Raw genomic sequence first — 25,057 nt, forward strand, 5'->3', positions numbered from 1 at the left:
TATTGATGCGTCATGGCGAGGCTGTTGCTGGCTCTGATACTGATCCGAATCGGCCGTTGACGCAGTTTGGTTGCGAAGCTTTATCTCGGCTTGGTGAGGACCTGCTTACCGCCCTGGCTGAAGTGAAAGAGGTCTGGAGCAGTCCCTGGCTTCGGACCCAGCAGACAGCGGCCATGCTGGAGCCCCATACAGGGGCGGTCGGTGTTAGGGCGGTCGATGAGCTTTTACCCTGCGCCGAACCAGCCGCGCTGCTGCAGCAGCTGGAGTTTTCTTCAGCGGATACGCTGCTTCTTGTAGGTCATCAACCACTTGTCGGTAGAACCGCAGCATACCTCTGCGAAGGTCCCTTAGCCCATCCCTGGGCGTTTGCTCCAGCAGATCTTGCGGTTATTGACCTTGACTGGCCTGCGGCTGGGCTTGGCTCGCTGCGCCGCTGGCACCATTTTCCAGGCTGACTTTCCCTTCTTTGACCTCCTTGGTAAAGCGCGCAAGGCGCTGATCGTCAGGGTAGATCGCGTGTACTTCATCCATAGTGGCTATGGCCTTTGATCTGTTCCCGATATGTAGATAGGCGCGAGCAAGGTCCTGATAGGTTTGCTTGTCGGGAATCTGAGCCAGGAAGTCTTCCGCCCAGTTAATAAAATCCTGAGTATTGTCCCGAGTTCCGTTATGGATGTCGGAATAAAGCAGAGTACGCAGCAGGTAGTATTGACTGATCTCGCGGAAGTATAAGTCATTCAGGCCCGGTTGCAGATGCTTAAGCTCGGCGCCTTTGCTGCGCAGATACTGAATCAATCCAGCGTTAGCCAGTAGTGAGTGGGTCAGGAACATTACCAGCAGGGCGGGGGCTAGCAGCGTTACTATGCTGCACGTGCTGCGTGCGGAGCCGCTCATTCTCAGTTGCTTGATATTTCTGCCCGGTTGGAAAGCCAGAAACAGCAGGAATAGAAAAACAAACCAGTGCACATTCGATATATAGAACGGCAGTTCTACCTGAGTGTGTAGTGATAGAGGGATTAGCAAACCTGCCATGGCAACGCCGCGCTGCCAGCCTGATTGGATCAGCTGCCAAAGGACGGCCAGGGCTGCAGCTGCAATTGAGGCGAGTGCAATTACGCCGCCTTCGACCATCCAGTAAAGAAGCTCATTATGTGGGTGGCTGAAGCGCTTGTCGTCGATTTTGTAGCCAGGGGTCTCGGCATAGTATGCAGGTCGCTGGTCCTGAAATACTTTCTGGAAGCTGCCGATGCCGTGGCCCTCTAGTGGTGCATCGAGGAAGCTGCGCCAGGCGATGCTGTAGATATGTGGGCGGGCGTCGGAGCTTACCCCTTCTCCGGCGGTAAGGCGGTCCATCTTGGCGACAGCCTTCAGCGCCCCACTGTTGATGGTGGAGCCTGCAGTTGCGCCTGCGGCAATGGCAATGATTGCGGTCAAAGTGATCACTTTGTGGCGACCCAGCTGGCGATAGCGACCTGCAGAGATAAAGATGACGGCAGCAAGTCCGCCAAGCAGCCCTACCCGGGAGCCGCTGAGCATAACGTTAGACGCGCAGAGGAAAAGGGTTATAAAAACCAGCGCCTTGAAGGGCCAGTGCAGTTTTGAAAAAGCGGGGGTCGTTGCCTGGTAAAGCGCCAGCGCAAGCCCGGTTGCCATCATCGATGCCTGAAGGTTGGGCTGTTGGTAGATTCCTGCTGGAGCAGTTTTTCCCGAAACCCAGGGAATCCACTGCAGCAGCGGATTATCGGGCAGCATCTGAATCAGGCCGATCATTCCTTGCAGCATGATGCCGGCCAGCAGCAAGTAGATGGCTGCGTCGATCTGGCGACGGTTCAGTCGGTGCTGAAACAACATGAACCAGAACAACATGCCGCCGCCGATAACGCCTAGCCGGATCAGCCACTCCGAAGGTCTGTCTATGCCGGTTAAAAAGCCGCCTAGAATTATTCCGGCAGGGAACAGCATTAGCATCCAGGTATGGCGAGGTACCACCACCTTGTCGCTGTTCATCAGCGTCATAATTCCGCTTGCAATGACCAGTAGCCCCGCCATCCAGATACTGGCGTTGTAAGGCAGGAATAGTCCCTCACCCCCCAGGTTTGGCTGGTAATAAAACGGCGCTACAAGCGCCAGCAGGGTAAAAGTGATAAAGAAAACGCGTTGGTCACGAGTGCCGGCGGTACGTTCCAGGGTGGGCATAAGGGCTCCTAGCAGGCTTCTGTGTGAGATCCTAGCGGATCGGTTATGCTTGGGGAAGCGGAACAAGGGGATTAGATGAAACCAAAAGAGCTGAAAATTCAGGTAAATGGACGTGCCTTGGCGGGTCTTGAGTTCGGTGCCCAGGATGCGCCGGTAACGATCTTCGCAGCTCATGGGTGGTTGGATAATGCCGCCAGCTTTGCCTTGCTCGCGCCCCGTCTCGATGGCGTTCGATTTATCGCCCTGGACCTGCCCGGTCACGGTCGGTCGGATTGGCGGGCGCGGGGTGATTGGTATGCCATCTGGGACTACGTGCTGGACCTTCATGCTGCGCTGGACGAGTTGCAGCTGGATAGTGTGCATCTGCTCGGTCATTCTCTGGGTGCAGGCATACTGTCGATGCTCGCTGCAATTGAGCCTCACCGAGTAAAGAGTTTGGTGATGCTCGAGGGCCTGGGGCCATTAGTGCAAGCGCCTGCAGAGGCGCGGGAACAGATGCTGAGAGCGGTTGAGTGGCGACGGCAGCCGTCCAAGGCTCCGTCGGTCTACCGCGAGCTTGAGCGGATGGTTCGGGCGCGCACCTTTGGGCGTTTTCCTGTCGGGGCAGCGGCTGCGGAGCTTCTTGTTTCCAGGGGCGTTGAATCTGTTGAAGATGGGTACCGCTGGTCCCACGATCCCCGCCTGTTAGCGCCTTCGGTGGCGCGCATGACTGAGCTGGAGGTGAGGAGCTTTTTCGAGCAGATCGTTCAGCCTGTACTCGTTTGTCTTGCTGACGGAGGGATCGCAACGCCGGTGTCGAGGAAGCGCCTGGAGTGGTTGGCTAGGCTTACACTAACTGAGATCAAGGGCGGACATCATCCACACATGGAAGAAGTTACGCTCGACGCAGTGGTTGATTCGATCGCCGGGTTTTACCGTACTATCGGTATAGATAGCTATAGGGAGAAAGCGGAACTATGCGATTAGGTATGCGATTAGGTATGCGAGTTGGTTTATCCCGTCTCGGGCTGGTGGGTTTTTTGTGTGGCTTTGCCCTGCCAGTGGTCGCAGAGGTTCCAGAGTGGATAGAGCCGGTTGATAGGAGCAGTGTGGTTCAGGAGCGTGCCCTGCCGGCGCCTGATTACCGCGTAATGCTTGGTCGGGTGTTGAAGATCAACGGCTTGATCCGCACCGATCGGGAATTGAAATTGACCGGATCGCTGGATCGCACAACCTGGCAGTTACCTTCCGGAGAAACACCGGAGTCTGGGTTCCTCCAATTCCGTGATCAGTTGCAACGTAACGGCGCGGATATCCTGTTTGAGTGTGCCGGTCGTCAGTGTGGCGCCAGCAATATCTGGGCGAACGATCTGTTCGAAACTGCCCGGCTTTACGGCGTCGATGAGAGTCAGCGTTACATGGCGGCTCGCCGTGGCAGTGATTACCTGGTTATCTACTCGGTCCGTCGCGGTAATGGGCGGGTTTATCTGAACCTGGACTGGGTTCAGGACGAATCGGATGACAGTAGCGGCTGGGTGAGTACGCTTGAGCAGCAGGGCTATGCGAATCTGCCGGGTTGGCCGGATGCTCCGGATAGTGCGGTGCAGAGTCTTGTTTCCCTGTTGGCAGATAAGCCGGATCTAAGACTGGTGTTGGTAGTGCACCAGGTGGGCCGGGATATCGAGTTGAGTCTGCGTCAGTCAGCGGAGCTGGCCGACCGGCTCAAAGATCAGGTCGTTGCTGAAGGTGTTGCTCCGGCAAGAATACAGGCATTTGGAGCCGGCGCTTTGTCGCCTGAAGTGCTTGGTGGGCGTAAGCAGATGGCGGTCGTGATACAGGTTTCGGGTTTTTAGCAGGAAGAGGGGGCAGGCATGGCAACGGTCTCTCTGGTGTTGGGTGCCGGTGGCGCCAGGGGCTATGCGCATATTGGGGTTATCGCCGAGCTGGAAGCTCGTGGTTACACCATAGCGGGTATCTCGGGTTGCTCCATGGGAGCGGTGGTCGGCGGGCTCTATGCCGCGGGAGGTCTTGCGGAGTACCGGCGCTGGGCGGAAACTCTGCGTTGGATCGACGTGGTGCGTCTGCTTGATCTTAGCTTTCGTGATGTCAGTGTGCGCGGGGATAAGGTGTTTGGCCGTATTCGCGACATTATTGGCGATCCGGCTATCGAAAACCTTCCCATCGGCTACACCGCTATCGCTACTGACCTGCATTCCAGTAAGGAGATCTGGTTTCAGCGTGGCAGCCTGCTCTACGCCATGCGGGCCTCCGTGGCTATTCCGGGGATAGTGACGCCGGTAATGCAGGGGGAGCGGATGCTCGTCGATGGTGGGGTGTTGAACCCTCTGCCTATCGTGGCGGCGGTGGGGCAGCATGCTGATCTGATAATCGCCGTGGATGTAAACGCGCGGCAATTGTCTCTCGCCGGACAGCTCGCCAATAAGGGTGGCAAAGAGGACCAGAAGGTAACCGCGCCGGAGAGTCTGGGTCGGGCGGGTATTCTGTTAAGCACCATTGAAGTGATGCAGAGCGCACTGACTCGCTACAAGATCGCGGGCTACAGCCCGGATCTGGTTATCCGTGTGCCCAAGGATATCGGTGGATTTCATGAGTTCCATCGCGCCAAGGCGCTGATCGACGCCGGCCAGGAGATGGCGCGGCGTCATCTGGATGCATTCGAACAGGGGGAGATGCAGCCGGAGATCGAGTTTGACTCCGTTGATCAATAGATCAGTTAGCGCTGAGCAATGAAACGCTGATCAATTAACCAGGGACAGAAACTCGTTGCGGGTCGCCGGGTTGGAGCGGAAGGTGCCCAGCATCATTGAGGTCTTCATCTCGCCGTTCTGTTTTTCCACACCGCGCATCATCATGCACATGTGCTTGGCTTCGATCACTACGCCCACGCCCTGAGCGCCAGTGACTTCCTGGATCGCTTCAGCGATCTGCTTGGTCATGTTTTCCTGAATCTGCAGGCGGCGTGCGAACATGTCGACGATGCGGGCAATTTTGGAAAGGCCCACAACCTGGCCGTTGGGGATGTAGGCAACGTGCGCCTTGCCAATAAACGGCAGCAGGTGATGTTCGCACATGGAGTAGAGTTCGATGTTCTTGACCAGCACCATCTCGCTGTTGTCCGACGGGAATAGAGCGCCGTTAACGACCTCTTCGAGTGACTGCTGATAGCCGCGGGTCAGGAACTGCATCGCCTTGGCGGCGCGCTTCGGCGTATCTTTGAGGCCTTCGCGTTCCAGGTCTTCACCGAGTCGTTCGATGATTTTGGCGTAGGCGTTTTCCATCTCTGCATCCATCGGTGCGGGTTCTCTCTCGGTTGTGCTGTAAAAAAGTGGGCTAAATTACGATATCGAGCCACGAAGGTAAAGATAACATACTTCTGCGCTAGGGTTTTTGTTTCAAAAGGACATAAACAGCGCCGGTTCCGCCATCTTTCGGCTGTGCAGAGCAAAATGCCAGGACTGCGGGCAGCTGTCTCAGCCAGTCATTAACGTGGGACTTTATAAGTGCCGGCTGGCCCGGTTGGGAGTACGCCTTGCCATGCACCACCAGGACGCAGCGCAGTCCGCTGTTCTTGCTGTCGCGGATAAAGCGGGACAGTTCCTCGCGGGCGTCTTCAAGAGTGTAGCCGTGAAGATCCAGGCCTGCCTGCCAGGGAGTGTGGCCGCGCCGCAGCTTCTTAATCTCGCGGATCTGAATGCCTGGGCCGACAAACAGCAGATCCTGCTCAGTCTCGATAATCTCCACCGCGGTGGTCGAAAGTCCGTCGACAAATACCTCGGGTTCCTGTTGCGCTGCCTGGCGTCGATAGTCGGTGGTTTCATCGACGGGCTTGCGCAGGCGCTTGTTCTTGCGCAGTTGCGCACGGTCATTCTCCAACGGAGAAACGTCGGCTACGGCGAGGAAAAATTCGGAGGCATCGCTTTGCGGCTTATCAGACATGGCGTTTAGAGCGTGATTTAATTAACATGTGCGGCCTGTTTAAGCCTCCCATTATCGGACTTGCAATGAATCTGGATCAAGCATCTCTGCTCGATGAGCTGGAAAGCATTCGCGATTATATCCGCTTCAGTCTCAGCGCTTTTCACGAGTATGGCGTTTTTTTCGGTCATGGTACCGATAATGCCTGGGACGAGGCGGTGCAGCTTGTGCTTAATGCCGTGCATCTACCCTGGGATACGCGCCCGGATGTGCTCGATGCCCGTCTGACACGCAGCGAGCGTCGTCGCGTGCTGGAATATCTGCGTCAGCGGGTACAGGAGCGCAAGCCGCTGCCCTACATTACCGGTGAAGCCTGGTTTATGGGCTTGCCTTTTAATGTGGATGAGCGCGTGCTGATTCCGCGTTCGCCTATCGGAGAGCTGATCGAGAACAGCTTCGAGCCCTGGCTGCGGCCTGGGCCTGTCGAGCGCGTACTCGATCTGTGTACCGGTAGCGGTTGTATCGGCATCGCCACAGCGTTCGCCTTCCCAGAGGCAGAGGTGGATCTGGTCGACATCTCCGCGGATGCACTGGAAGTGGCGGAGAAAAATATCGCCCGCCATCAGTTGCAGGACAGGGTTTTTGCCGTCGAGAGCGACCTGTTTGACGGTATCGCCGCCGGTACCCGCTATGACCTGATCGTCAGCAACCCCCCCTACGTGGATGAGGCTGACCTCAGCAGTATGCCCAGTGAATTTCAGCATGAGCCGGATCTCGCTCTGGGCTCCGGGCCGGATGGTCTGGATATTACCCGTCGGATTCTGCGCCAGGCGGCGGACTTCCTCACCGACGATGGTCTGCTGATCATCGAGGTGGGTAACTCTGAAGTCCACCTGATGGAGCAATACCCCGAGCTGCCGCTGATGTGGGTTGAACTCGAGTCGGGCGGGAACGGTGTGTTTACGATAACGGCGCCCGAGCTGCGCCAGTTCGCTGATAGTATTTGATTGGGCCTGAGTCGTCGGCCCCAGGCAGGATAGGAAAATATGTCCGGAAACAGTATTGGCAAACTTTTTACCCTGACCACCTTTGGTGAGAGTCATGGCCCTGCGCTGGGCTGCATTATTGACGGCTGCCCTCCGGGAATCGAGCTTTGCGAAGCGGACCTGCAGGTGGAGCTGGATCGCCGTAAGCCGGGTACGTCCCGTCATACCACCCAGCGTCGCGAAGCCGATGAGGTGCGTATCCTCTCCGGGGTGTTTGAAGGTAAGACTACAGGTACAGCCATCGGGCTGTTGATCGAGAATACCGATCAGCGCTCCAAGGATTATGGCAATATCAAGGACACCTTCCGTCCGGCCCATGCCGATTACACCTACAGCCAGAAGTACGGCATCCGCGATTATCGCGGTGGCGGGCGTTCCTCTGCCCGTGAAACCGCCATGCGAGTGGCCGCCGGCGCCGTCGCCAAGAAGGTGTTGGCACAGTTTGGCGTACAGGTGCGCGGTTACCTGTCGCAGCTCGGGCCGATCAGGGTCAATATGGAGCGCTTTGACTGGGCGGCCGTTAACACCAACCCGTTTTTCTCGCCGGATCTTGAGATCGTTGCCGAGCTTGAGGATTACATGGATGCGCTGCGCAAGGAGGGTAACTCCGTGGGTGCTCGTATCAATGTAGTGGCTTCCGGCGTGCCGGTTGGGCTCGGTGAGCCGATCTTTGATCGCCTGGATGCGGAGCTGGCGCACGGTCTGATGAGTATCAACGCGGTCAAAGGTGTTGAGATCGGCGATGGTTTCGATGTGATCGAGCAGAAAGGCACCGAGCATCGCGATGAAATGACACCGGAAGGTTTTCTGTCAAATCACGCCGGCGGCATCCTCGGAGGCATCTCTACCGGACAGGATATCGTCGCGGGGATCGCGCTCAAGCCGACCTCAAGCCTGCGTCTGCCGGGAAAAAGCATCAACGCCCAGGGTGAGGCTATCGAAGTTGTCACAAAAGGGCGTCACGATCCCTGTGTAGGTATACGTGCAACACCCATTGCCGAGGCGATGATGGCGATCACGCTGCTGGACCATCTGCTGCGTGATCGGGCGCAGAATGGCGACGTTAAGCGCACCACGCCGCAGTTAAGCTGACGGCGTCGACCCGGCAGAGAGTGCTACGCCTTCGCCGGGCTCAATATCGCTCGCGACCTTTGTGGAGCTGCGAGCCGAGGGAAGCCACCCGCCAATGGGTGGCTCTGTTTTTTTGGAGTCAAACGATTCGGAGGGAAGAAAATGCTGAAACCTGTCGATAACGCCCCGGGCGAAATCGCCGGAGAGCAGAGCGAACCGACCGGATCGGCTGACGAGGTGCGTAAGGATTATTTTATCCAGCGTGACGGTTACCAGTTTGCCGGTACGCACCTGATCATCGATCTCTTTGGCGCCTCCCATCTCGACAACCTCGAGCGGATGGAGCGGGCTCTGCGCGATGCCGTAGAAGCCTCAGATGCAACGCTGTTGCATATTCATCTACACCACTTCACACCGAACGGCGGTATTTCCGGCGTGGCGGTGCTGGCGGAATCCCATATCAGCGTACACACCTGGCCGGAACGTGATTTCGCGGCCTTCGATGTTTTTATGTGTGGCGCGGCGCGCCCGGAGCAGAGCATCGCGGTGCTGGAGCAGGCGTTCGAGCCCAGACAGTTGAAGGTGAAAGAGTTGCAGCGGGGCAGGGTTGATGTCGATGGCTAAGTCTAAGTTTGAAGAGAAGCTCCATGCCGGTTACGGCCAGACCCTGAGCATCGATGAGATGTTGTTTGAACATCGCACCGAGCATCAGGAACTGATCATTTTTCGTAACAACAGCTTTGGTCGGGTGATGGCGCTGGATGGCATCGTTCAGACCACTGAGGCGGACGAATTTATCTACCACGAAATGCTGACCCATGTGCCGCTGCTTGCTCATGGCGGTGCACGCTCTGTGCTCATCATCGGCGGTGGGGATGGCGGTATGCTGCGCGAGGTGCTCAAGCATCCTGGCGTTGAGCGTGTAACCCAGGTCGAGATCGATGCCTCGGTTATTGAAATGAGCAGGGAGTACCTGCCGAATCACTCTGCCGGCGCATTTGACGACCCCAGGGTTCAGCTGGTGATCGACGACGGAGTCAACTTCGTGCGCAGTTCAGAGGATCACTTCGATGTGATTATCTCCGATTGTACCGATCCGGTCGGTCCCGGCGAGGTGCTCTTTTCCAGCGGCTTTTACGAGGGCTGCAAGCGTTGCCTGAATCCCGGCGGGGTTTTTGTGGCGCAGAATGGCGTGGCTTTCCTGCAGCTGGACGAGGTGACAACCACCGCCCGGAGGCTCGGCCCGCTGTTTGTTGATCAATCTTTCTATGCGGCCGCGGTACCTACCTATGCGGGTGGCGTCATGACCTTTGCCTGGGCTAGCGATAATCCGTCGCTGCGGTCGCCTGACCTGAGCGTCCTGGCTCAGCGATTTGAAGCGAGCGGTATCCGCACCCGCTATTACAATCCGCAGCTGCATCTGGGCAGTTTTGCGCTGCCGCAGTATATCCTCGACGCGCTTTCAGCATAGCGGGGCGCTCTTGATTCCCCAGGTTCGCCTGTCCGGCTTCTATCTTTTCTATTTCGCCTTTCTCGGTGCGCTGGTGCCTTACTGGAGTCTGTACCTGGGCTCCTTCGGCTTTGGTGCGCAAACCGTTGGTGTGCTCATGGGGATGCTGCACGCGACGCGGATTCTGGCGCCATCTCTCTGGGGTTGGCTGGCGGATCGCAGCGGCCGGCGCATGCTGATCGTTCGGCTGGGCGCATGCTGCGCCTGGCTGGTTTTTGCGCTTCTGTTCTGGGCGGAAACGCCGCTCTATATCGCTCTGGTTACTCTGGGCTTCAGCTTTTTCTGGAACGCGATACTGGCGCAGTTCGAGGTGGTCACCCTGCGTCACCTGGGGGATGAGAAAAATCGTTACAGCCGTATCCGGGTCTGGGGCTCTATCGGCTTTATCGGCGCGGTGATCGGCACCGGCTGGCTGCTGGATTGGCTGGATATCCGTACTTTACCTCTGGTGCTGTTGGGGCTGCTGGTACTGATCTGGCTGAACACGCTGATTGTTGGTCAGCGCCCGGAGGAGGTGCCGCAAGAGTCTGCTCCGGTTTCGGTGGGGGCAGTGATGCGCCAGCCCCAGGTGATCGCGTTTTTTGCGATCTGTTTTCTGGTGCAGTTCGGACATGGTCCTTATTACAGTTTTTTCAGCCCTATGCTCGAGTCCCTGGGGCATGATCGCAGCGTGATCGGAATGCTCTGGGCGCTGGGGGTGATTGCGGAAGTGGTCCTGTTTATCTGGATGCACTCGGTGCTGGAGCGTTGGTCCTATCGTGCGATTATGCTGGTGAGTCTCTGGCTCAGTGTCTTGCGTTGGACGCTGACGGCGCTGTTTCCTGATCAAATGCTGGTGCTGGCCTTTGCCCAAGTATTGCATGCGGCCAGTTTTGGCAGTCTTCATATCATCGGAATTGCGCTGGTTCAGCACTATTTCCCGCCCCGGACCCAAGGCCGGGGGCAGGCGTTTTTTTCCAGTCTTGGCTTTGGCGCTGGTGGCTTTCTGGGCTCGGTGGCGGCGGGCTATGTATGGGCCTGGGGCGGAGGTATGCCGGCATTTATGATGTCGGCGCTTGCCTGTCTGGTGGCTATAGTGCTGGCAACGCTCTGGATTTACCCGGCAAAAGTGCAGCAAAATCCCGCTTGACGTTGTTTTGCAATGCAGGTCATATACTATAGTTCAAGCAGTTAGGTGCGGGAGTCGATAAAACGCTTGATGACCCCATCGGTATTATCGTTGGGGCGTGCGTTAGGTTCCCGAGCTTCCTCTCAAGGCGGAGTGTCGTATGAAATTTACTATCAACGTCGATATGACCCCGGAAGAGCTGCGTCGTGCCCTGGGGCTGCCCGATGTGAGCAGTCTGCAGGATGATATGGTCAATCGCGTACGCGAGCAGATGAATGCTGGCGTAGAAGGGTACGATCCTCTTAGTCTTCTCAAGCCTTATATGAACTCCAGTGTGGGTTCCATGGAGGCGCTGCAGAAAATGTTATTCACCATGATGAGTCAATACGGTCGTAAGGACGGCTCAAAAGACTGATTTAAGCTCGAGGAAAAAGAGAAGCAATGAAGGAGACGGACGTGCGTATTCTCAGGAAGTACACCAACCGCCGGCTGTATGATACCTCCCGTAGTTGCTACGTGACGCTTGAAGACGTCAAGCAGCTTGTGCTCAACGGCGAACAGTTTCAGGTGCAGGACTCCAAGACCGGTAACGACCTGACCCGTAATATCCTGCTGCAGATTATCTCCGAGCAGGAGGCTGAGGGGCATGGCACGCTTCTGACCAACCAGGTGCTGCAGCAACTGATCCGTTTTTACGGGGACAGCATGCAGGGCATGATGAGTCAGTATCTGGAGCAGAGCATCGCCGCTTTTCTGGAGCATCAGGATCGCATCCGCGAACAGATGCAGACCATGATGGGCGCCGCTAATCCACTGACCATGATGAATCGTTTTGCCGACCAGAATATGGCGGTCTGGAATATGTTCTCTCAGCGTGGCGATGAAGAAGCAAGCGCAGGCGCTGCTTCCGATGCCAGTGAGTCATCCGATACCAAGGCGGGTGGTGCCGATAAGAAAAAAGACTGATTGTGCAGCGCCGTCGGCTCGGTTGGTGATCTTAGTCGGCAGGGCTGTCCAGCCAGTCGCAGATGGCTGCTGGAACCTGCTTGAGGGCGCGGGAGCTGACGAAAACGCCGATATGGCCGGCGTCGACAATCAGCTCCTTGTAATGTCTGCTTGAAGTCGCCTGCTTCAGGGCCTTAGAGGAAGAGGGCGGCACCAGATGGTCATGGCGCCCGATAATGTTCAGAATCGGCTGCTTGATCTGTTTTAAATCGACCTTCCAGCCACCGATCTCTGCTTCGCCCTTGAGAAGCAGATTCTGCTGAAAAAACTGCTGGATAAACTGTTTAAATGCTTCCCCTGCCTGGTCGGGTCCGTCGTTGATCCACTTTTCCATGCGCAGGAAGTTGAGTGCTTTCTCCCTGTCGCTAAGCTGCTTGGGCAGACCGAGGTTTTTCTGTACGCCAAGGCGCATGGGCATGAGCGAATTGTAGGTATCGTTCAGCAGCTCGCCCGGAATGTTGCCGTAGGTTTCTACCGCCAGGTCCGCATCCACCTCCATCGCCAGATGGCTCAGGGTAAAATCTGCGGTATGAAAATCCACTGGTGTCACCAGCGTGATCAGTCTCTCGATTCGCTCCGGGTGAAGCGCCGTGTAGCAGAGGCTGAAGGTGCCGCCCTGACAGATTCCCAATAGGTTGATCTTTTCTTGCGCGGCGTGCTTTGAACTGGCGCGGACACAGCTGTCGAGATAATCCTCGATATAGTCTTCAAGCGTCAGGTAGCGGTCTGAAGGTTCTGGGTAGCCCCAGTCGATAAGATAAACAGGGACGCCTTGACGGGTCAGTGAGCCGATCAATGAACGGTCGGGTTGAAGGTCTGCGATATAGGGGCGGTTCACCAGCGCATAACAGATAAGCACCGGTGGGAGCAGTTTGCTACCGCCGGTTTCCGTGGGGGGGTAGTAGTAAAGCCGCACCCGGTCGTTGCGGAATATCTCTTCCCGGGGCGTAGCGCCCACATCCACCTCTTCGATCTGCTGCAGCACTTGGTAGCTTTGCTGGAGGCGGTTGTTGAAGGTTTGCAGTTCCTCGCGGATAGTCTCTGCTGAAAGCGACAGGCCTTTCATCTGTTGTTGCCTTTATCGCCGTTTTTCTCGCCGAGGGTGCGTTTCAACTCTTCAATCTCTTCTTTTAGTTCTGTCAGCTCACTCAGTTCGCGTTTGAGTGATTTCAGTTCGCGACGCTGTTGGTGTAGTTGCTGGTGAATCTGGCTCAGTTGCGCCTCGTTAGGGATGCCCAGTTGCTGCAGCTGAGTATTACGCAGCTGTTGAAGAAACAGGCGTAAGCGCATGACTGCATTGCTGATACGGCCGTGAGCCTTACGGTAGTCCAGCGTGGCGATCGCTTTGGAATAGCACTCCTCATAACTCTCGACCCATAGGTCATGGAGCTGCCCCAGCCCGTTTATGCTTGGGTCTGCAGTCTCTATGCTATCGAGGAAATTGCGGGTCGCCGAGGAGTTGATTTCGCTGTAGTGCGCGCTGTACTGGCGCAGGGCTTGTTCATATTCGATCAACAGGTCGACTCCGCTCTTAAGTTGCTGCTGCAGGCTATGCTGAAGTCCGAGCTGGTCAGGCGTGTTGAGCAGGCTTTTCAAACCGTGGATGAACGGGTTGTCGAGCAGCAGGTCGTCCTGAAAACTGTGTGTTCGGAACAGTGCGCCGAGCTGTTCCGGCAGCTGCCAGCGGCTCAGGATCCACTCCTGGGTCAGGCGGCGCAGATGGTCCTGGAAATGATTGATCAGGGCGCTGAGTTCGGTCTGGCGCCCCTGTTGTTCAATCAGTTCTATGATCTGCTCGGCGAAACGTGCGAACTCCAGCGACTGCTGGGTCAGCAGGCTGATGAGTTCGGCCTGAGGGCCTGATACGGATGTCGGGTCAGGTGACTGCCAGTTAAAAGGCGTGCCTCCCGGGGCTTCATGGCTCTGTTTGTCCAGATAGGTCGCCCACTGTTGCATCAGCTTCAGCAGATCATCGGCCACAGGGCTCTCCGTCCTAGGAAAATGTACCTGCGATCTTACCCTGCTGAGGGGAGGCCGGCTAGCGCAGCTGTCTGTAATCGCGCAGCAGTTTGACCAGTTCGCTCCCGGCGTTCGAGAGCGTGCGGTCGCGGTGGTAGATAAACCCCAGCGGGCGAAGAATAGGCTCACTGGCGATCGGCAGGGTGGTGAGTCCCTCGTCGATCATCGTTTCCGGCAAGAGGCTCCAGCCCAGACCGATACGCACCATCATGCGAATAGTGTCGAGGTAGTTGGTACTCATGCCGAGGTTGGGTTTGAGCCCCTGCTCGGACAGCTGATCCTTTACCAGTTGGTGGGTGAAGGTGTTGGGCGCGGGGAGTAGCGCCGGATAGCGGGTCAGGGCTTCGAGGTCGGGTTTTTCCAATGCTGCCAGCGGGTGATCGGCAGCTACCACGTATTGTAGGGAGTCGACCCAGAGAACTTCGGCGTGAATGCGCGGGTCGTTGCTCGGCGCCAGTGTGATCAGTGCCAGTTCCAGTTCGCCGCTGAGCACATGGTCGTAGGCGACCTCGGACTCATCAAAGCTGAGCTTGAGCTCGACGCCCGGGTAGCGCGTGCTGAAATCCCTCAATACCGGGGGGAGTCGATGCAAACTGATATGGTGGCTGGCAGCCAGTGATAGGGTGCCTGTTACCTCGCCGGAGAGGTTCTGCAGCGACAGCGCAGCGTCCTCCAGGGCGTGCAGAATCTTTTGTGCCTGGGGCAGCAGGGTTCTGCCTGCTTCGGTCAGGGTAATGCGTCGGCCGATACGGTCGAAGAGGCGGCAATCAACCTGCTCTTCAAGGTGGGCTATCCTCTTGCTGACCGCCGACTGGGTCAGGAACAGCTTTTCTGCCGCGACGGAAAATGAGCCGCTGTCGGCGACCTGGACAAAAGCCTGAAGCGTCGCGCTGTCGAGTTGGGGATTCATCGATATATTCCGATAAGGAATTTAATTTAAGAAAATAATGAATTTGTCTACCGGGGGCAACTGCAATAGCATGGCGCGACTGTCAAAGCATAATGAATACGGGGATCAAGCTGATGGCCGGTAAAACCCTTTACGATAAACTCTGGGATGCTCACCTGGTGCGCACAAACGAGGATGGAAGTGCGCTGATCTATATCGATCGCCAGATCCTCCACGAGGTGACCTCGCCGCAGGCGTTTGAAGGTCTGCGTCTGGCTGGACGTAAGCCGTGGCGCATCGACGCCAACCTGGCAACGCCGGACCACAACGTGCCGACTACTGCCCGTGCCGGTGGTGTTGATCAGATCGTTGATCCTGTATCCCGTATCCAGGTTCAGACGCTGGATTCCAACTGCGACGACTTCGGTATCGTCGAGTTCAAGATGAACGATCACCGCCAGGGGATCGTTCACGTGGTCGGTCCTGAACAGGGTATGACGCTGCCGGGTTCCACCGTGGTCTGCGGTGACTCCCATACCTCTACCCACGGTGCCTTCGGTGCGCTGGCGCACGGTATCGGTACCTCCGAGGTGGAACACGTGCTGGCCACCCAGTGCCTGATCGCCAAAAAGATGAAAAACATGCTGGTGCGTGTTGATGGCGAACTGGGTGCGGGCGTTACGGCTAAAGACGTGGTGCTGCACATCATCGGTGTGATCGGCACCGCTGGCGGCACCGGCTGTGCCATGGAGTTCGGCGGTAGCGCTATTCAGAGCCTGTCCGTGGAAGGCCGTATGACCATCTGTAACATGTCGATCGAGGCGGGTGCCCGTGTCGGTATGGTAGCGGTTGATGAAAAGACCATCGAATACTTCCGTGGTCGTCCGTTCTCTCCGAAAGGCGAGCAGTGGGATCGCGCAGTAGAAGCCTGGAAGGATCTGGTATCTGACGCCGATGCTGAGTTCGACCATGTGGTCGAGATCCGTGCCGAAGATATCAAACCGCAGGTTACCTGGGGTACCTCTCCGGAGATGGTGCTGCCGGTAGACGCTAACGTGCCTAATCCGGAGGCGGAAGCTGATGCGGTTAAAGCCGACGGAATTCGTCGTGCGCTGAAGTACATGGGTCTGTCTGCCGATCAGAAGATCACCGATATTCAGCTGGATCGGGTGTTTATCGGTTCCTGCACCAACTCCCGTATCGAAGATCTGCGCGCTGCTGCCGAGGTGGTTAAGGGGCGCAAGGTTGCTGCCACCCTGAAGCAGGCGCTGGTGGTGCCGGGTTCCGGCCTGGTGAAAGAGCAGGCGGAAAAAGAAGGGCTGGATAAGATCTTTATCGAAGCCGGTCTGGAATGGCGTGAGCCGGGTTGCTCCATGTGTCTGGCGATGAACCCGGACAAGCTGGGTCAGGGTGAGCACTGCGCATCCACCTCCAACCGTAACTTTGAAGGCCGTCAGGGCTTCGGTGGCCGTACTCACCTGGTCAGTCCGGCCATGGCCGCAGCGGCTGCTGTTGCCGGCCACTTCGTTGACGTTCGTGAGTTGATGAACCAGTAAGAGGAGCAGGAAAATGAGAAAATTTACCCAGCATACCGGTGTTGTCGCTCCGCTGGATCGTGCCAACGTCGATACCGATATGATCATTCCGAAGCAGTTCCTGAAGTCGATCAAGCGTGCCGGCTTTGGCCCGAACCTGTTCGATGAACTGCGTTACATGGATGAAGGTCAGCCGGACCAGGATTGCTCCGGGCGTCCGCTGAACCCGGATTTTGTGCTGAACCTGCCGCGTTACGCAGGCTCTAGCGTGCTGCTGGCGCGTGAGAACTTCGGTTGCGGGTCCAGCCGTGAGCACGCCCCTTGGGCGCTGGATGATTACGGTTTTCGTGCCGTAATCGCACCGAGCTTTGCGGATATCTTTTACAACAACTGCTTCAAGAACGGCCTGCTGCCGATCGTGCTGAACGATTCCCAGGTAGACCAGCTGTTCAAGGAAGTGGAAGCCAACGAAGGTTATCAGCTGACCGTCGATCTGGAACGTCAGGTGGTTGTTTCTCCCTCGGGCGAAGAGTTCGCCTTTGAGGTTGATGGCTTCCGTCGTCACTGTCTGTTGGAGGGGCTCGATGATATCGGCCTAACTCTGCAGAATGCCGATTCGATCAAGGCTTACGAAGAGCGTCGCCGCCAGGAAGCTCCCTGGCTGTTCGATGCCATTCATAACTGATTCAGGAATAGAATAATGAGCAAGAATGTACTGCTGTTGCCGGGTGACGGAATCGGCCCGGAGATCGTGACCGAAGCGCGCAAGGTGCTGGAGAACGTCAACGCCAAGTTCGGCCTGGGGCTGGAACTGAGCGAAGCAAAGGTTGGCGGTTCGGCTATCGACGCCACCGGCAAGCCGTTGCCGGAAGAGACGCTGACCGCCTGCAAAGCCGCCGATGCGATCCTGCTGGGTGCCGTTGGTGGTCCGAAATGGGATACCAACCCCGACTTCGCTATCCGTCCGGAGAAAGGTCTGCTGGGTATCCGTTCCGAACTGGAGCTGTTCGGCAACCTGCGTCCGGCGATTCTTTACCCGCAGCTGGCGCACGCCTCCACGCTGAAGGAGGAGGTGGTCTCTGGTCTGGATATCCTCATCGTGCGTGAACTGACCGGTGGTATCTACTTCGGTAAGCCGCGCGGCGTGCGTGAGAAAGAGGGTGGTATCCGCGAAGGTTACAACACCTACGTTTACGACGAGAACGAAATCCGCCGTATCGGTCGTGTCGCGTTTGAAGCGGCCCGAGCCCGTAACAAGAAGCTCTGCTCCGTCGACAAGGCCAACGTGCTGGAAGTGACCGTGCTCTGGCGCGAAATCATGGAAGAGCTGAAGGCGGAATACCCGGACGTAGAACTAAGCCATATGTACGTGGATAACGCGGCGATGCAGTTGGTGCGTGCGCCCAAGCAGTTCGACGTGATCGTCACCGGCAACATGTTTGGCGATATCCTCTCCGATGCGGCCGCCATGTTGACCGGTTCCATCGGCATGCTGCCGTCCGCTTCCCTGGATAAAAACGGCAAGGGTATGTACGAGCCGTGTCACGGTTCTGCGCCGGATATCGCCGGTCAGGGCAAGGCGAACCCGTTGGCAACTATACTGTCAGCCGCTATGATGTTGCGTTACTCGCTCGACCAGGGTGAAGCGGCGGATGCTATCGAGCAGGCGGTCAGCAAAGTGCTGGATCAGGGGCTGCGTACTCCTGATATCCTGTCTGCCGGTATGCGTCAGGTCAGCACATCCGAAATGGGTGATGCGGTAGTCGCAGCGCTGGCATAAGGCCGGCGGCGCAGATTCACTTGCGCCAGGCAGAACCCTGACGGGACAGACCCGACGATCAGTGTTGAGTCTGTCCCGTTTGTATATCTGTTGCCGGGTCGCGAGTTTTAAAAGCTAATAAAGCAAATTAATAGTTGGGGGCACGAATGAAGCGTGTAGGTTTTGTAGGCTGGCGAGGCATGGTTGGCTCGGTCCTGATGCAGCGTATGCTGGAAGAGAAGGATTTCGATCACATTGCGGAGCCGGTGTTTTTCACCACCTCTCAGGTTGGCGCGGCAGGCCCGAATATCGGTAAAGATATTCCGGCTCTGAAAGATGCGCGTGACATTGAAGAGCTCAAGCAGATGGACGCTATTGTCTCCTGCCAGGGTGGTGACTACACAACCGAGGTGTTCGCCAAACTGCGCGAGTCCGGTTGGGATGGCTACTGGATCGATGCGGCGTCCACGCTGCGTATGGCTGATGACAGTCTGATCGTGCTGGATCCGGTTAACCTGGACGTGATCAAGGATGGCCTGAGCAAGGGCATCAAAAACTACGTCGGCGGCAACTGCACCGTCTCCCTGATGTTGATGGGTCTGGGTGGTCTGTTCAAGCAGGATCTGGTTGAGTGGGTCAGCTCCATGACTTACCAGGCAGCCTCCGGTGCCGGCGCTCAGAACATGCGTGAGCTGATCAAGCAGATGGGTCAGATCCATGCGGGCTCCGAAGCGATGCTGGCGGATCCGTCCTCTGCGATTCTTGATATCGATCGTCAGGTCGCTGCCACCATGCGTTCCGGTGAGTTCGCCACCGATAACTTCGGTGTGCCGCTGGCCGGCTCCCTGATCCCCTGGATCGACAAAGCCGTCGACCTGGGTCAGAGCAAGGAAGAGTGGAAAGGCTACGTCGAGACCAACAAGATCCTGGGTCTGAACGACAGTCCGGTACCGATCGATGGCACTTGCGTGCGTATCGGCGCCATGCGCTGCCACAGCCAGGCGTTCACCGTTAAACTCAAGCGCGATGTGCCGCTGGACGAGATCGAAGCGATGATCGCCGAGGCCAACGACTGGGTCAGCGTGGTACCGAACGAGCGTGAAGTGACCATGACCGATCTGTCCCCGGCCAAGGTGACCGGTACGCTGGGTATCCCGGTTGGCCGTCTGCGTAAAATGCGCATGGGCCCGGATTATCTCAACGCCTTCAGCGTGGGTGACCAGCTGCTGTGGGGTGCTGCGGAGCCGCTGCGCCGCATGCTGCGTATCCTGATCGAAGACTGAATAAGTCTAGCTTGAACTAAACTAACAGCCCGGCCTGGGTTTCCAGTGGCCGGGCTGTTTTTGTTTTTAACACCCTGATAAAGCTTGCGGAATATATGACTGTGAATGTTGCGATTATCGGTGTCAGCACCCTGACTGGCGAAAACCTGCTTGAGATTCTGGATGGGCGTGAGTTTCAGATCGATGCGCTGAAACTGTTCGATCAGCCGGATGAGGCGGGTCGCGCGCTAATGTACAAGGGGCGTTCGACTCGGGTAAGGCCGATCGATCAGCTGGGTGCAGAAAGCGGCCTGGATATCATTTTCCTGGGCGACAACGCTTTGACCGACGAACAGCTTGCGTTAGCTGCAGAAGCAGGCGCTCTGGTGATCGACCTGTATCCGGGACGACAGCAGGAAGCACCAGTGTTCGTGCCGGAGGTTAACGGCGCTGCGCTGGCTGAGATTGAACGCGGTGATATTGTGGGTAGCCCCTGTTCCGCGGTTGTGACCGCTGCGTTGTCCCTGGCGCCGCTGCAGTCCGAATACCAGTTGCTGAAATTGAACGCTTTTGCGATGCAATCCGCTGCCGAGCTTGGTCGTCCGGGCGTGGAAGCGCTGGCCTCTGAAACCGCGCGCCTGCTGAATGCCCGTGATGCTGATCCGAGCCTGTTCCCTGTTCAGTACGCGTTTAATGTTCTTACCCCTGCCGAAGAGGTGGATGCCGAGGGCCAGTCCCTTACCGAGCGTCGTTTTGTTTCCGAGCTCAAGGAAGTTCTGGGTGATGACGAACTTGAGGTGGTGATGCAGGCCGCCCTGGTGCCTTCGTTTTATGGTGTCTCAGTGATGTTGCAGGCGGAAACAGCGCGGCCCGTTGATTTAGAACAGGCGGGAAGATTGCTGTCAGCCGCAGACAGTGTGATACTCCATCGCGGACAGAAGCCGGTTACGCCGGTCGGAAGTGCCGTCGGTAACGATCAGGTACACGTCAGCCGTCTGCGTCTTGAAGCGGATAGCGATAGCTGTGTCGGTCTCTGCGCTTTGACCGATAACCTTCGTAAGGGCAGTGCGCTTAATGCTGTTCAGATTGCCGAGCACTGGATCAGGCTGCACAGCTGATACAAAGCGGTAGCGCAGTGTTCTGCAGAAGGAACTGATCGCGGGCAAACGTCTGTTTAAAAGCTGTCTTGACCGATGCAGACTTAATCAATAATACTTGGTTCAGACGCTGGAACTGCAACTCTCTGATTTTGGTGGCATATTCGTCGGAGAGCGCGCGAATTAGAGAAGGAAGTAATTGATGCTGCGCAAACTCGCTTTAAGCCTCGCGGTTGCCGGGGCTCTCAGCGCAACTCAGGCGAATGCCCTGGGACTTGGAGCGATCCAGGTTAACTCGGCGCTGAACGAACCGCTGAATGCTGAAATCAAGTTGCTGCAGGTTCGAGACCTGTCGCCGTTGCAGATTCAACCGCGTATGGCCGATATCGACGAGTTTTCGCTGGCTGGCATTAGCAAGTCGCGTTTTCTCAGCGATGTAAAATTCGATGTCAGGGTGATGCCGGACGGTACGGGTGTTATCCGCCTTAACTCCAGTACCCCGATCAAGGAGCCATTCCTCAACTTCCTGGTTGAAGTGAACTGGCCCAGCGGTCGCCTGGTCCGTGAATACACCCTGCTGCTGGATCCGCCGCTGTTTGACCCCACGCCCGCACCGGGCACACAGGTCGTCCAGCCCGCTCAGACGGTAGCTCCCGCAGCGCCTGCGACGCAGCAGGTAGCGCCGGGCACCAGTTTTGCGGCGCCTTCCCGGCCTGCAGATGTTTCCAATATCAAAACCCGAGCCAACCCGAACACCGAAGTCTACGTCGATGTAGACGATACGCTTTGGGAACTGGCGCTGGAGCATCGTCCGAACCGCTCCGTAACCCCCGAACAGATGATGATTGCGCTGCAGCGCAAAAATCCCCAATCCTTCCCGGGCGGCAATATTAATATGCTGAAGGCCGGCACGGTTATGCGCCTGCCGACCCTGGAAGAGATCAAGCAGCTGAGCGCTGCAGAAGCGAAAGCCGAAGCGCGCCGTCAGACCGAGGTATGGCGTAACCGTGGTTCCAGCGCTCCGGCTCCTGCGCCGGAAGCCGCTGCAACCGATGATGCCGCACCGGTTGAAACCAGCTCGGATTCAGGTACTGCTGCTGGTGAGGCGTCCGATGGCGACAGCCAGCTCAAGGTTGTAGCCCCCGAAACGCCTGCTGAAAGCGATCAGGCCTCTACCGCCAGTAGCGACGACTCCCAGTCTACTGAGGATGCGGCAGTAGTCGCTGAAGAGGGCGCGGGAAGTGCCGAGGGTGTTGTGGATGCCCAGGATCTTGCTGGCCGCAACGAAGAGCTCGAAAACCGTCTCTTGCTGACCCAGGAGTCGGTAGCGAAGGTAGAGCTCGAAAATAACGAGCTTAATGAAAAACTCGACGCGATCGTCTCCCAACTCGATAAAATGCAACAACTGATCGAGCTTAAGGATCGTGAGTTGGCGATGATGCAGCAGCAGCTGGATCAGCGCGATGCGACCGACGAAGAGACCGCAGGCTTTATCGATCAGATGCTGAAAAACCCAGCCTACCTGGCCGGTGCCGGTGGCGCTGTCCTGCTGGCGTTCCTTCTGGGTCTGCTGTTGGCCCGCCGCGGCAAGGGTAAAGAAGATAAGGCTGTTGAGGTGCGTGAAGCCTCTGAGCCCAAGCCCAAGGCTCCGGTCGATAGTGCTGACTCTGACGCGATTCCTGATATGGCGATCGCAGCGGCTGCGGGTGCGGCGGGTGCTGCTGTGGCAGCTAGCGCTGCAGCGGATGAGTCAGAGCCTGAGTCGGAGTTGCAGGCCAAGGCTGATAACGACCTGGCCGATGATGATCTCAGTGACCTGGATCTCGACATGGACCTGGATCTCGACGAAGCCGTTGAAGAGACTGAGGCAGCCGAGAGTATCAGTGATGACGAATTCGATCTGGGAGTCGATGAGCTTGAAGAGCCTGCGCCAGTAGCTGAGGATGATTCTCTCGATACAGGACTCGATGATCTGCTGGCTGAAAATGACAGCGATGATGAGCTTCCGGGCGCGCTGGACGATGATCTTAGCGATCTTGACCTGGCGCCGGATGAGCCGCTTGTCGCGACTGAATCAGAAGAGGTTGCGGAGCCTGAGTTGGAAGCGGATGAACTCGACTTCGCCGTGAACGGTTTTGGTGAAGATGAGGCGGATGAAGAAGATGATCTTATAGATCTGCCTGACGATCTTGAGTTCGCCGTGAGTCAGCCAGGCGCCGAAACGTCAGAGGAAACCGAGCCTGAGTCTGAAGAGGATGAGCTTGCGGGTCTGGACTTCGCCGTGGACAATAGCGCCGGCACACTCGATGGCGAAGACGGCGATGATGATCTGCTGGAAGACTTCTTTAGCGAAGAGGTTGAGTCCAAGGATGAATTCTCCTCACTGAGCGAGACCAGTGACGAAGACGTAGCGCCGCTGACCGACGAGTCGGTAGACGTGGATACACTGGAAGACACATTCAGTCTTGGTACGGTGGAACCGCTGACCGAGCCGGATGATTCTGCGGTCGATGATGCGTTGGATGAGATGCTCCTCAACTCCTACGGCGATGAAGAGGAAGATGAAACCGGCACTGCGGCAGCGGCCGCGGGCAATTCGGTCGATGAAGACGATCTTGATGCCCTGCTTGCATCGTTCGAGCCTGAAGAGGAAGAGGAATTCAAGCCTCAGATGCGTCCGGGTGAACGGGTCGAAGAGGAGCTCACTGCCAATATTGCGCATGATCTCGAAACTGATCTGGATGCCGAGCTGGATGAGCTGCTGGACTCCACCGATGACGAGATCGCCTTAGAAGAGGAAAACGCTACCGAGTCTTCGGACCTGGCGGATGATCCTCTAGACTCGTTGAATCTGCTCGAAGGGGCGGATGAGAACGAAACCAAACTTGATCTGGCGCGTGCCTACATCGAAATGGAAGACCGGGAAGGAGCCAAGGATATCCTTAATGAGATCCTCGGCGAAGGTAACCACTTCCAGAGACGAGAGGCGCAGCGCTTGCTGGACTCCCTGAACGGATAAATGAACATAAGTGATCAGGATCAGAGGGCGACTGAAGTCGCCCTTTTTCGTTATGCGGCCGCAGTTGAATACGCGGGCGCTCACTATAATGGTTGGCAGACTCAGAGCGGTGATAATGTCACCTGTGTGCAGACCGAAGTGGAAAAGGCTCTTTCCCGGGTGGCTAATCATCCGTTGGCGGTAGTCTGCGCCGGAAGAACCGATGCCGGCGTCAGTGCTTCGCACCAGGTGATTCACTTTGACTCGCCGGTGCAGCGCGCAGAGCGTGCCTGGGTTATGGGGACCAACACCTATCTTCCGGACGATATCGCGATCCGCTGGGTGAAGCCTGTTCGCGATGATTTTCATGCGCGCTTTTCTGCGCAGGAGCGACGCTACCGCTACCTCATTTACAGTGCGCCGGTAAAGCCTGCTCTGCTGGGACGTGGCGTAACCTGGACCTATAAGCAGCTGGATATTACCCGCATGCAGGCCGCTGCGAAGCATTTGATCGGCGAGCATGATTTTACCTCTTACCGCGCGGTGGCCTGCCAGGCTCATAGCCCCGTGCGTGAGGTGAAATCTCTCGAGGTGTTCCAGGCGGGTAATCTGATTGTTATCGATATCCGCGCTAACGCTTTTCTGCATCACATGGTGCGCAACGTCTCTGGTGTGCTGATGAAGATCGGCGCCGGCGAAGCGGAGCCCGGTTGGGCTAAAGAGGTGCTTGAGGCACGTGACCGGCGGCAGGGTGGTGTGACTGCGCCTCCCTGGGGGCTCTATTTCGTGGATGTCGGTTATCCGCAGGAGTTCGATATCCCTGAAACTCAGCCCGGGCCCTATTTTTTGGGTTGAAGGTTTCAGGTCAAGCGTTTTAGGTTGAGCTTTTTGTTTGGGGCTGCCTGACGGGTCTGTCGAGCTCTGGTAGAATTTTCACTCTTGTAACGGAGAGTCCATGCCGACGCGAGTCAAAATCTGCGGTATAACCCGTGTAGAGGATGCGCTGACAGCAGTGGCTGCCGGTGCTGATGCGCTGGGGTTTGTGTTTTATGCGCCCAGTCCTCGAGCGATCGATGCCGCACGGGCTGGTGAAATTATCGCCCAATTGCCGCCGTTCGTAACCACGACGGCCTTGTTCGTTGATCCGGAACCGGAACTGATCATGCAGGTTGTGGAGACCACAGGCGTGGATCTGCTGCAGTTTCATGGCAAGGAAGACCCAGATTTTTGCGAGCGCTTCGGGCGTCCCTGGATTAAGGCTTTACGCATGAAACCGGGTGTAGATCTGGTATCCGAATGCGACAGGTACGCCAGGGGACGCGGTATTCTGCTGGACGCATACCGCCCGGGAGTGCCAGGTGGAACCGGCGAAACCTTCGATTGGGAACTTATTCCGGCTGACATAGCTCCGAAGATTACTCTGGCCGGTGGGTTGAACCCGGAAAACATTAAAAACGCCATCGCGGCGGTGCGACCCTATGCGGTTGACGTAAGCGGTGGTGTGGAGGCTGGCAAGGGGATCAAGAGCCCTGAGCTGGTGAAGAATTTTGTTGCCGCGGTTCGCGATGCGGATTGCGGTCGATAAAGCAGAAATAGCAGCTGCTGATTGCGAAGCAGGCTGAATACAAAGATCGGGAATTAGGTAAC

25 protein-coding genes are annotated in these 25,057 nt (G+C 57.0%); 19 read left to right on the plus strand and 6 right to left on the minus strand.

The window, feature by feature from the left end; genetic code table 11:
• Positions 1-5: 5 nt before the first annotated feature.
• Positions 6-455, plus strand: a complete 450-nt coding sequence (sixA, locus tag C4S72_RS26205) for a phosphohistidine phosphatase SixA (RefSeq protein ID WP_407657696.1) — start codon at positions 6-8, stop codon at positions 453-455.
• Here the strand turns inward: sixA and C4S72_RS02220 are convergent.
• Positions 388-2,196 carry a PglL family O-oligosaccharyltransferase gene (locus C4S72_RS02220; protein WP_160115433.1) on the minus strand — a complete coding sequence of 603 codons (1,809 nt, stop codon included), beginning with the start codon at positions 2,194-2,196 and terminating at the stop codon, positions 388-390. The two genes, sixA and C4S72_RS02220, sit on opposite strands and share 68 nt — an antisense overlap.
• A 75-nt stretch (positions 2,197-2,271) precedes the next feature.
• Here C4S72_RS02220 and C4S72_RS02225 point away from each other — a divergent pair, with 75 nt between their 5' ends.
• From C4S72_RS02225 to C4S72_RS02235, 3 genes are read left to right on the plus strand one after another with little or no spacing between them, the layout of a single operon-like run.
• Positions 2,272-3,162 carry an alpha/beta fold hydrolase gene (locus C4S72_RS02225; protein ID WP_104001439.1) on the plus strand — a complete coding sequence of 297 codons (891 nt, stop codon included), beginning with the start codon at positions 2,272-2,274 and terminating at the stop codon, positions 3,160-3,162.
• 14 nt (positions 3,163-3,176) lie between these two features.
• Positions 3,177-4,028, plus strand: a complete 852-nt coding sequence (locus tag C4S72_RS02230; RefSeq protein WP_160115434.1) for a DUF4892 domain-containing protein — start codon at positions 3,177-3,179, stop codon at positions 4,026-4,028.
• Positions 4,029-4,046: 18 nt separating this feature from the next.
• Entirely contained in the window at positions 4,047-4,904 is an 858-nt protein-coding gene (locus C4S72_RS02235; protein ID WP_104001441.1) for a patatin-like phospholipase family protein, read from the plus strand.
• Between the two features lie 30 nt (positions 4,905-4,934).
• Here the strand turns inward: C4S72_RS02235 and folE are convergent, their stop codons facing one another.
• Both folE and C4S72_RS02245 read right to left on the minus strand, forming a co-directional pair.
• Positions 4,935-5,474: a GTP cyclohydrolase I FolE gene (gene folE / locus C4S72_RS02240; protein ID WP_207894810.1), complete on the minus strand. Its 540-nt coding sequence runs from the start codon at positions 5,472-5,474 to the stop codon at positions 4,935-4,937.
• A gap of 100 nt (positions 5,475-5,574) precedes the next feature.
• Positions 5,575-6,132, minus strand: a complete 558-nt coding sequence (locus tag C4S72_RS02245; RefSeq protein ID WP_104001443.1) for a Smr/MutS family protein — start codon at positions 6,130-6,132, stop codon at positions 5,575-5,577.
• Positions 6,133-6,197: 65 nt separating this feature from the next.
• Between C4S72_RS02245 and prmB the strand changes: the two genes are divergently transcribed.
• The 7 genes from prmB to phaR all read left to right on the plus strand — a co-directional run bounded on the left by prmB (position 6,198) and on the right by phaR (position 11,812).
• The gene (prmB, locus tag C4S72_RS02250; protein WP_104003015.1) at positions 6,198-7,118 is read left to right on the plus strand and encodes a 50S ribosomal protein L3 N(5)-glutamine methyltransferase; all 921 of its coding nucleotides are present in this window, start codon (positions 6,198-6,200) and stop codon (positions 7,116-7,118) included.
• A gap of 39 nt (positions 7,119-7,157) precedes the next feature.
• Complete coding sequence (gene aroC / locus C4S72_RS02255) at positions 7,158-8,249, plus strand: chorismate synthase (RefSeq protein ID WP_104001444.1); 1,092 nt, start codon at positions 7,158-7,160, stop codon at positions 8,247-8,249.
• Between the two features lie 141 nt (positions 8,250-8,390).
• On the plus strand, positions 8,391-8,852 hold the full coding sequence (speD, locus tag C4S72_RS02260) for an adenosylmethionine decarboxylase (protein ID WP_104001445.1): 462 nt from the start codon (positions 8,391-8,393) through the stop codon (positions 8,850-8,852).
• On the plus strand, positions 8,845-9,699 hold the full coding sequence (gene speE / locus C4S72_RS02265; protein WP_200826645.1) for a polyamine aminopropyltransferase: 855 nt from the start codon (positions 8,845-8,847) through the stop codon (positions 9,697-9,699). The genes speD and speE overlap by 8 nt, the downstream gene beginning before the upstream one ends.
• Before the next feature lie 10 nt (positions 9,700-9,709).
• Complete coding sequence (locus tag C4S72_RS02270; protein ID WP_104001447.1) at positions 9,710-10,867, plus strand: MFS transporter; 1,158 nt, start codon at positions 9,710-9,712, stop codon at positions 10,865-10,867.
• 139 nt (positions 10,868-11,006) lie between these two features.
• A complete protein-coding gene (locus C4S72_RS02275) occupies positions 11,007-11,261 on the plus strand; it encodes a DUF6489 family protein (protein WP_104001448.1) in 255 nt (84 codons plus the stop codon).
• Between the two features lie 26 nt (positions 11,262-11,287).
• A complete protein-coding gene (gene phaR / locus C4S72_RS02280; protein WP_235009021.1) occupies positions 11,288-11,812 on the plus strand; it encodes a polyhydroxyalkanoate synthesis repressor PhaR in 525 nt (174 codons plus the stop codon).
• Positions 11,813-11,843: 31 nt separating this feature from the next.
• Here the strand turns inward: phaR and phaC are convergent, their stop codons facing one another.
• The 3 genes from phaC to C4S72_RS02295 are packed head-to-tail and all read right to left on the minus strand — an operon-like array spanning position 11,844 to position 14,780.
• Positions 11,844-12,917, minus strand: a complete 1,074-nt coding sequence (gene phaC, locus C4S72_RS02285; RefSeq protein WP_104001449.1) for a class III poly(R)-hydroxyalkanoic acid synthase subunit PhaC — start codon at positions 12,915-12,917, stop codon at positions 11,844-11,846.
• A complete protein-coding gene (locus C4S72_RS02290; RefSeq protein WP_104001450.1) occupies positions 12,914-13,831 on the minus strand; it encodes a poly(R)-hydroxyalkanoic acid synthase subunit PhaE in 918 nt (305 codons plus the stop codon). Before C4S72_RS02290 ends, phaC begins: the two co-directional genes overlap by 4 nt.
• 58 nt (positions 13,832-13,889) lie before the next feature.
• Positions 13,890-14,780 (minus strand): LysR family transcriptional regulator, encoded by an 891-nt coding sequence (locus tag C4S72_RS02295; protein ID WP_104001451.1) that lies wholly within the window; start codon positions 14,778-14,780, stop codon positions 13,890-13,892.
• A gap of 113 nt (positions 14,781-14,893) precedes the next feature.
• Between C4S72_RS02295 and leuC the strand changes: the two genes are divergently transcribed.
• From leuC to C4S72_RS02335, 8 genes are all read left to right on the plus strand, one after another.
• A complete protein-coding gene (leuC, locus tag C4S72_RS02300; RefSeq protein ID WP_104003017.1) occupies positions 14,894-16,315 on the plus strand; it encodes a 3-isopropylmalate dehydratase large subunit in 1,422 nt (473 codons plus the stop codon).
• A 13-nt stretch (positions 16,316-16,328) separates the two neighbouring features.
• Positions 16,329-16,979 carry a 3-isopropylmalate dehydratase small subunit gene (gene leuD / locus C4S72_RS02305; protein ID WP_104001452.1) on the plus strand — a complete coding sequence of 217 codons (651 nt, stop codon included), beginning with the start codon at positions 16,329-16,331 and terminating at the stop codon, positions 16,977-16,979.
• 15 nt (positions 16,980-16,994) lie between these two features.
• Positions 16,995-18,074 (plus strand): 3-isopropylmalate dehydrogenase, encoded by a 1,080-nt coding sequence (gene leuB, locus C4S72_RS02310; protein WP_104001453.1) that lies wholly within the window; start codon positions 16,995-16,997, stop codon positions 18,072-18,074.
• A 146-nt stretch (positions 18,075-18,220) separates the two neighbouring features.
• Positions 18,221-19,336: an aspartate-semialdehyde dehydrogenase gene (gene asd / locus C4S72_RS02315; protein ID WP_104001454.1), complete on the plus strand. Its 1,116-nt coding sequence runs from the start codon at positions 18,221-18,223 to the stop codon at positions 19,334-19,336.
• A gap of 95 nt (positions 19,337-19,431) precedes the next feature.
• On the plus strand, positions 19,432-20,433 hold the full coding sequence (locus C4S72_RS02320) for an Asd/ArgC dimerization domain-containing protein (RefSeq protein WP_104001455.1): 1,002 nt from the start codon (positions 19,432-19,434) through the stop codon (positions 20,431-20,433).
• A gap of 181 nt (positions 20,434-20,614) precedes the next feature.
• Entirely contained in the window at positions 20,615-23,431 is a 2,817-nt protein-coding gene (locus C4S72_RS02325) for a FimV/HubP family polar landmark protein (protein WP_104001456.1), read from the plus strand.
• Entirely contained in the window at positions 23,432-24,265 is an 834-nt protein-coding gene (truA, locus tag C4S72_RS02330; protein WP_104001457.1) for a tRNA pseudouridine(38-40) synthase TruA, read from the plus strand.
• A gap of 100 nt (positions 24,266-24,365) precedes the next feature.
• Complete coding sequence (locus C4S72_RS02335; RefSeq protein ID WP_104001458.1) at positions 24,366-24,995, plus strand: phosphoribosylanthranilate isomerase; 630 nt, start codon at positions 24,366-24,368, stop codon at positions 24,993-24,995.
• Positions 24,996-25,057: the final 62 nt, after the last annotated feature.

Source organism: Marinobacterium lutimaris (assembly GCF_900108065.1).
In the GTDB taxonomy this organism is placed as follows: domain Bacteria; phylum Pseudomonadota; class Gammaproteobacteria; order Pseudomonadales; family Balneatricaceae; genus Marinobacterium_D; species Marinobacterium_D lutimaris.

Bases quoted from the DNA above. Each gene is read 5' to 3' on its own strand.
- sixA (WP_407657696.1), top strand. From the start codon at position 6: ATGCGTCATGGCGAGGCTGTTGCTGGCTCTGATACTGATCCGAATCGG.
- C4S72_RS02220 (WP_160115433.1), bottom strand. From the start codon at position 2,196: ATGCCCACCCTGGAACGTACCGCCGGCACTCGTGACCAACGCGTTTTC.
- C4S72_RS02225 (WP_104001439.1), top strand. From the start codon at position 2,272: ATGAAACCAAAAGAGCTGAAAATTCAGGTAAATGGACGTGCCTTGGCG.
- C4S72_RS02230 (WP_160115434.1), top strand. From the start codon at position 3,177: ATGCGAGTTGGTTTATCCCGTCTCGGGCTGGTGGGTTTTTTGTGTGGC.
- C4S72_RS02235 (WP_104001441.1), top strand. From the start codon at position 4,047: ATGGCAACGGTCTCTCTGGTGTTGGGTGCCGGTGGCGCCAGGGGCTAT.
- folE (WP_207894810.1), bottom strand. From the start codon at position 5,474: ATGGAAAACGCCTACGCCAAAATCATCGAACGACTCGGTGAAGACCTG.
- C4S72_RS02245 (WP_104001443.1), bottom strand. From the start codon at position 6,132: ATGTCTGATAAGCCGCAAAGCGATGCCTCCGAATTTTTCCTCGCCGTA.
- prmB (WP_104003015.1), top strand. From the start codon at position 6,198: ATGAATCTGGATCAAGCATCTCTGCTCGATGAGCTGGAAAGCATTCGC.
- aroC (WP_104001444.1), top strand. From the start codon at position 7,158: ATGTCCGGAAACAGTATTGGCAAACTTTTTACCCTGACCACCTTTGGT.
- speD (WP_104001445.1), top strand. From the start codon at position 8,391: ATGCTGAAACCTGTCGATAACGCCCCGGGCGAAATCGCCGGAGAGCAG.
- speE (WP_200826645.1), top strand. From the start codon at position 8,845: ATGGCTAAGTCTAAGTTTGAAGAGAAGCTCCATGCCGGTTACGGCCAG.
- C4S72_RS02275 (WP_104001448.1), top strand. From the start codon at position 11,007: ATGAAATTTACTATCAACGTCGATATGACCCCGGAAGAGCTGCGTCGT.
- phaR (WP_235009021.1), top strand. From the start codon at position 11,288: ATGAAGGAGACGGACGTGCGTATTCTCAGGAAGTACACCAACCGCCGG.
- phaC (WP_104001449.1), bottom strand. From the start codon at position 12,917: ATGAAAGGCCTGTCGCTTTCAGCAGAGACTATCCGCGAGGAACTGCAA.
- C4S72_RS02295 (WP_104001451.1), bottom strand. From the start codon at position 14,780: ATGAATCCCCAACTCGACAGCGCGACGCTTCAGGCTTTTGTCCAGGTC.
- leuC (WP_104003017.1), top strand. From the start codon at position 14,894: ATGGCCGGTAAAACCCTTTACGATAAACTCTGGGATGCTCACCTGGTG.
- leuD (WP_104001452.1), top strand. From the start codon at position 16,329: ATGAGAAAATTTACCCAGCATACCGGTGTTGTCGCTCCGCTGGATCGT.
- leuB (WP_104001453.1), top strand. From the start codon at position 16,995: ATGAGCAAGAATGTACTGCTGTTGCCGGGTGACGGAATCGGCCCGGAG.
- asd (WP_104001454.1), top strand. From the start codon at position 18,221: ATGAAGCGTGTAGGTTTTGTAGGCTGGCGAGGCATGGTTGGCTCGGTC.
- C4S72_RS02320 (WP_104001455.1), top strand. From the start codon at position 19,432: ATGACTGTGAATGTTGCGATTATCGGTGTCAGCACCCTGACTGGCGAA.
- C4S72_RS02325 (WP_104001456.1), top strand. From the start codon at position 20,615: ATGCTGCGCAAACTCGCTTTAAGCCTCGCGGTTGCCGGGGCTCTCAGC.
- truA (WP_104001457.1), top strand. From the start codon at position 23,432: ATGAACATAAGTGATCAGGATCAGAGGGCGACTGAAGTCGCCCTTTTT.
- C4S72_RS02335 (WP_104001458.1), top strand. From the start codon at position 24,366: ATGCCGACGCGAGTCAAAATCTGCGGTATAACCCGTGTAGAGGATGCG.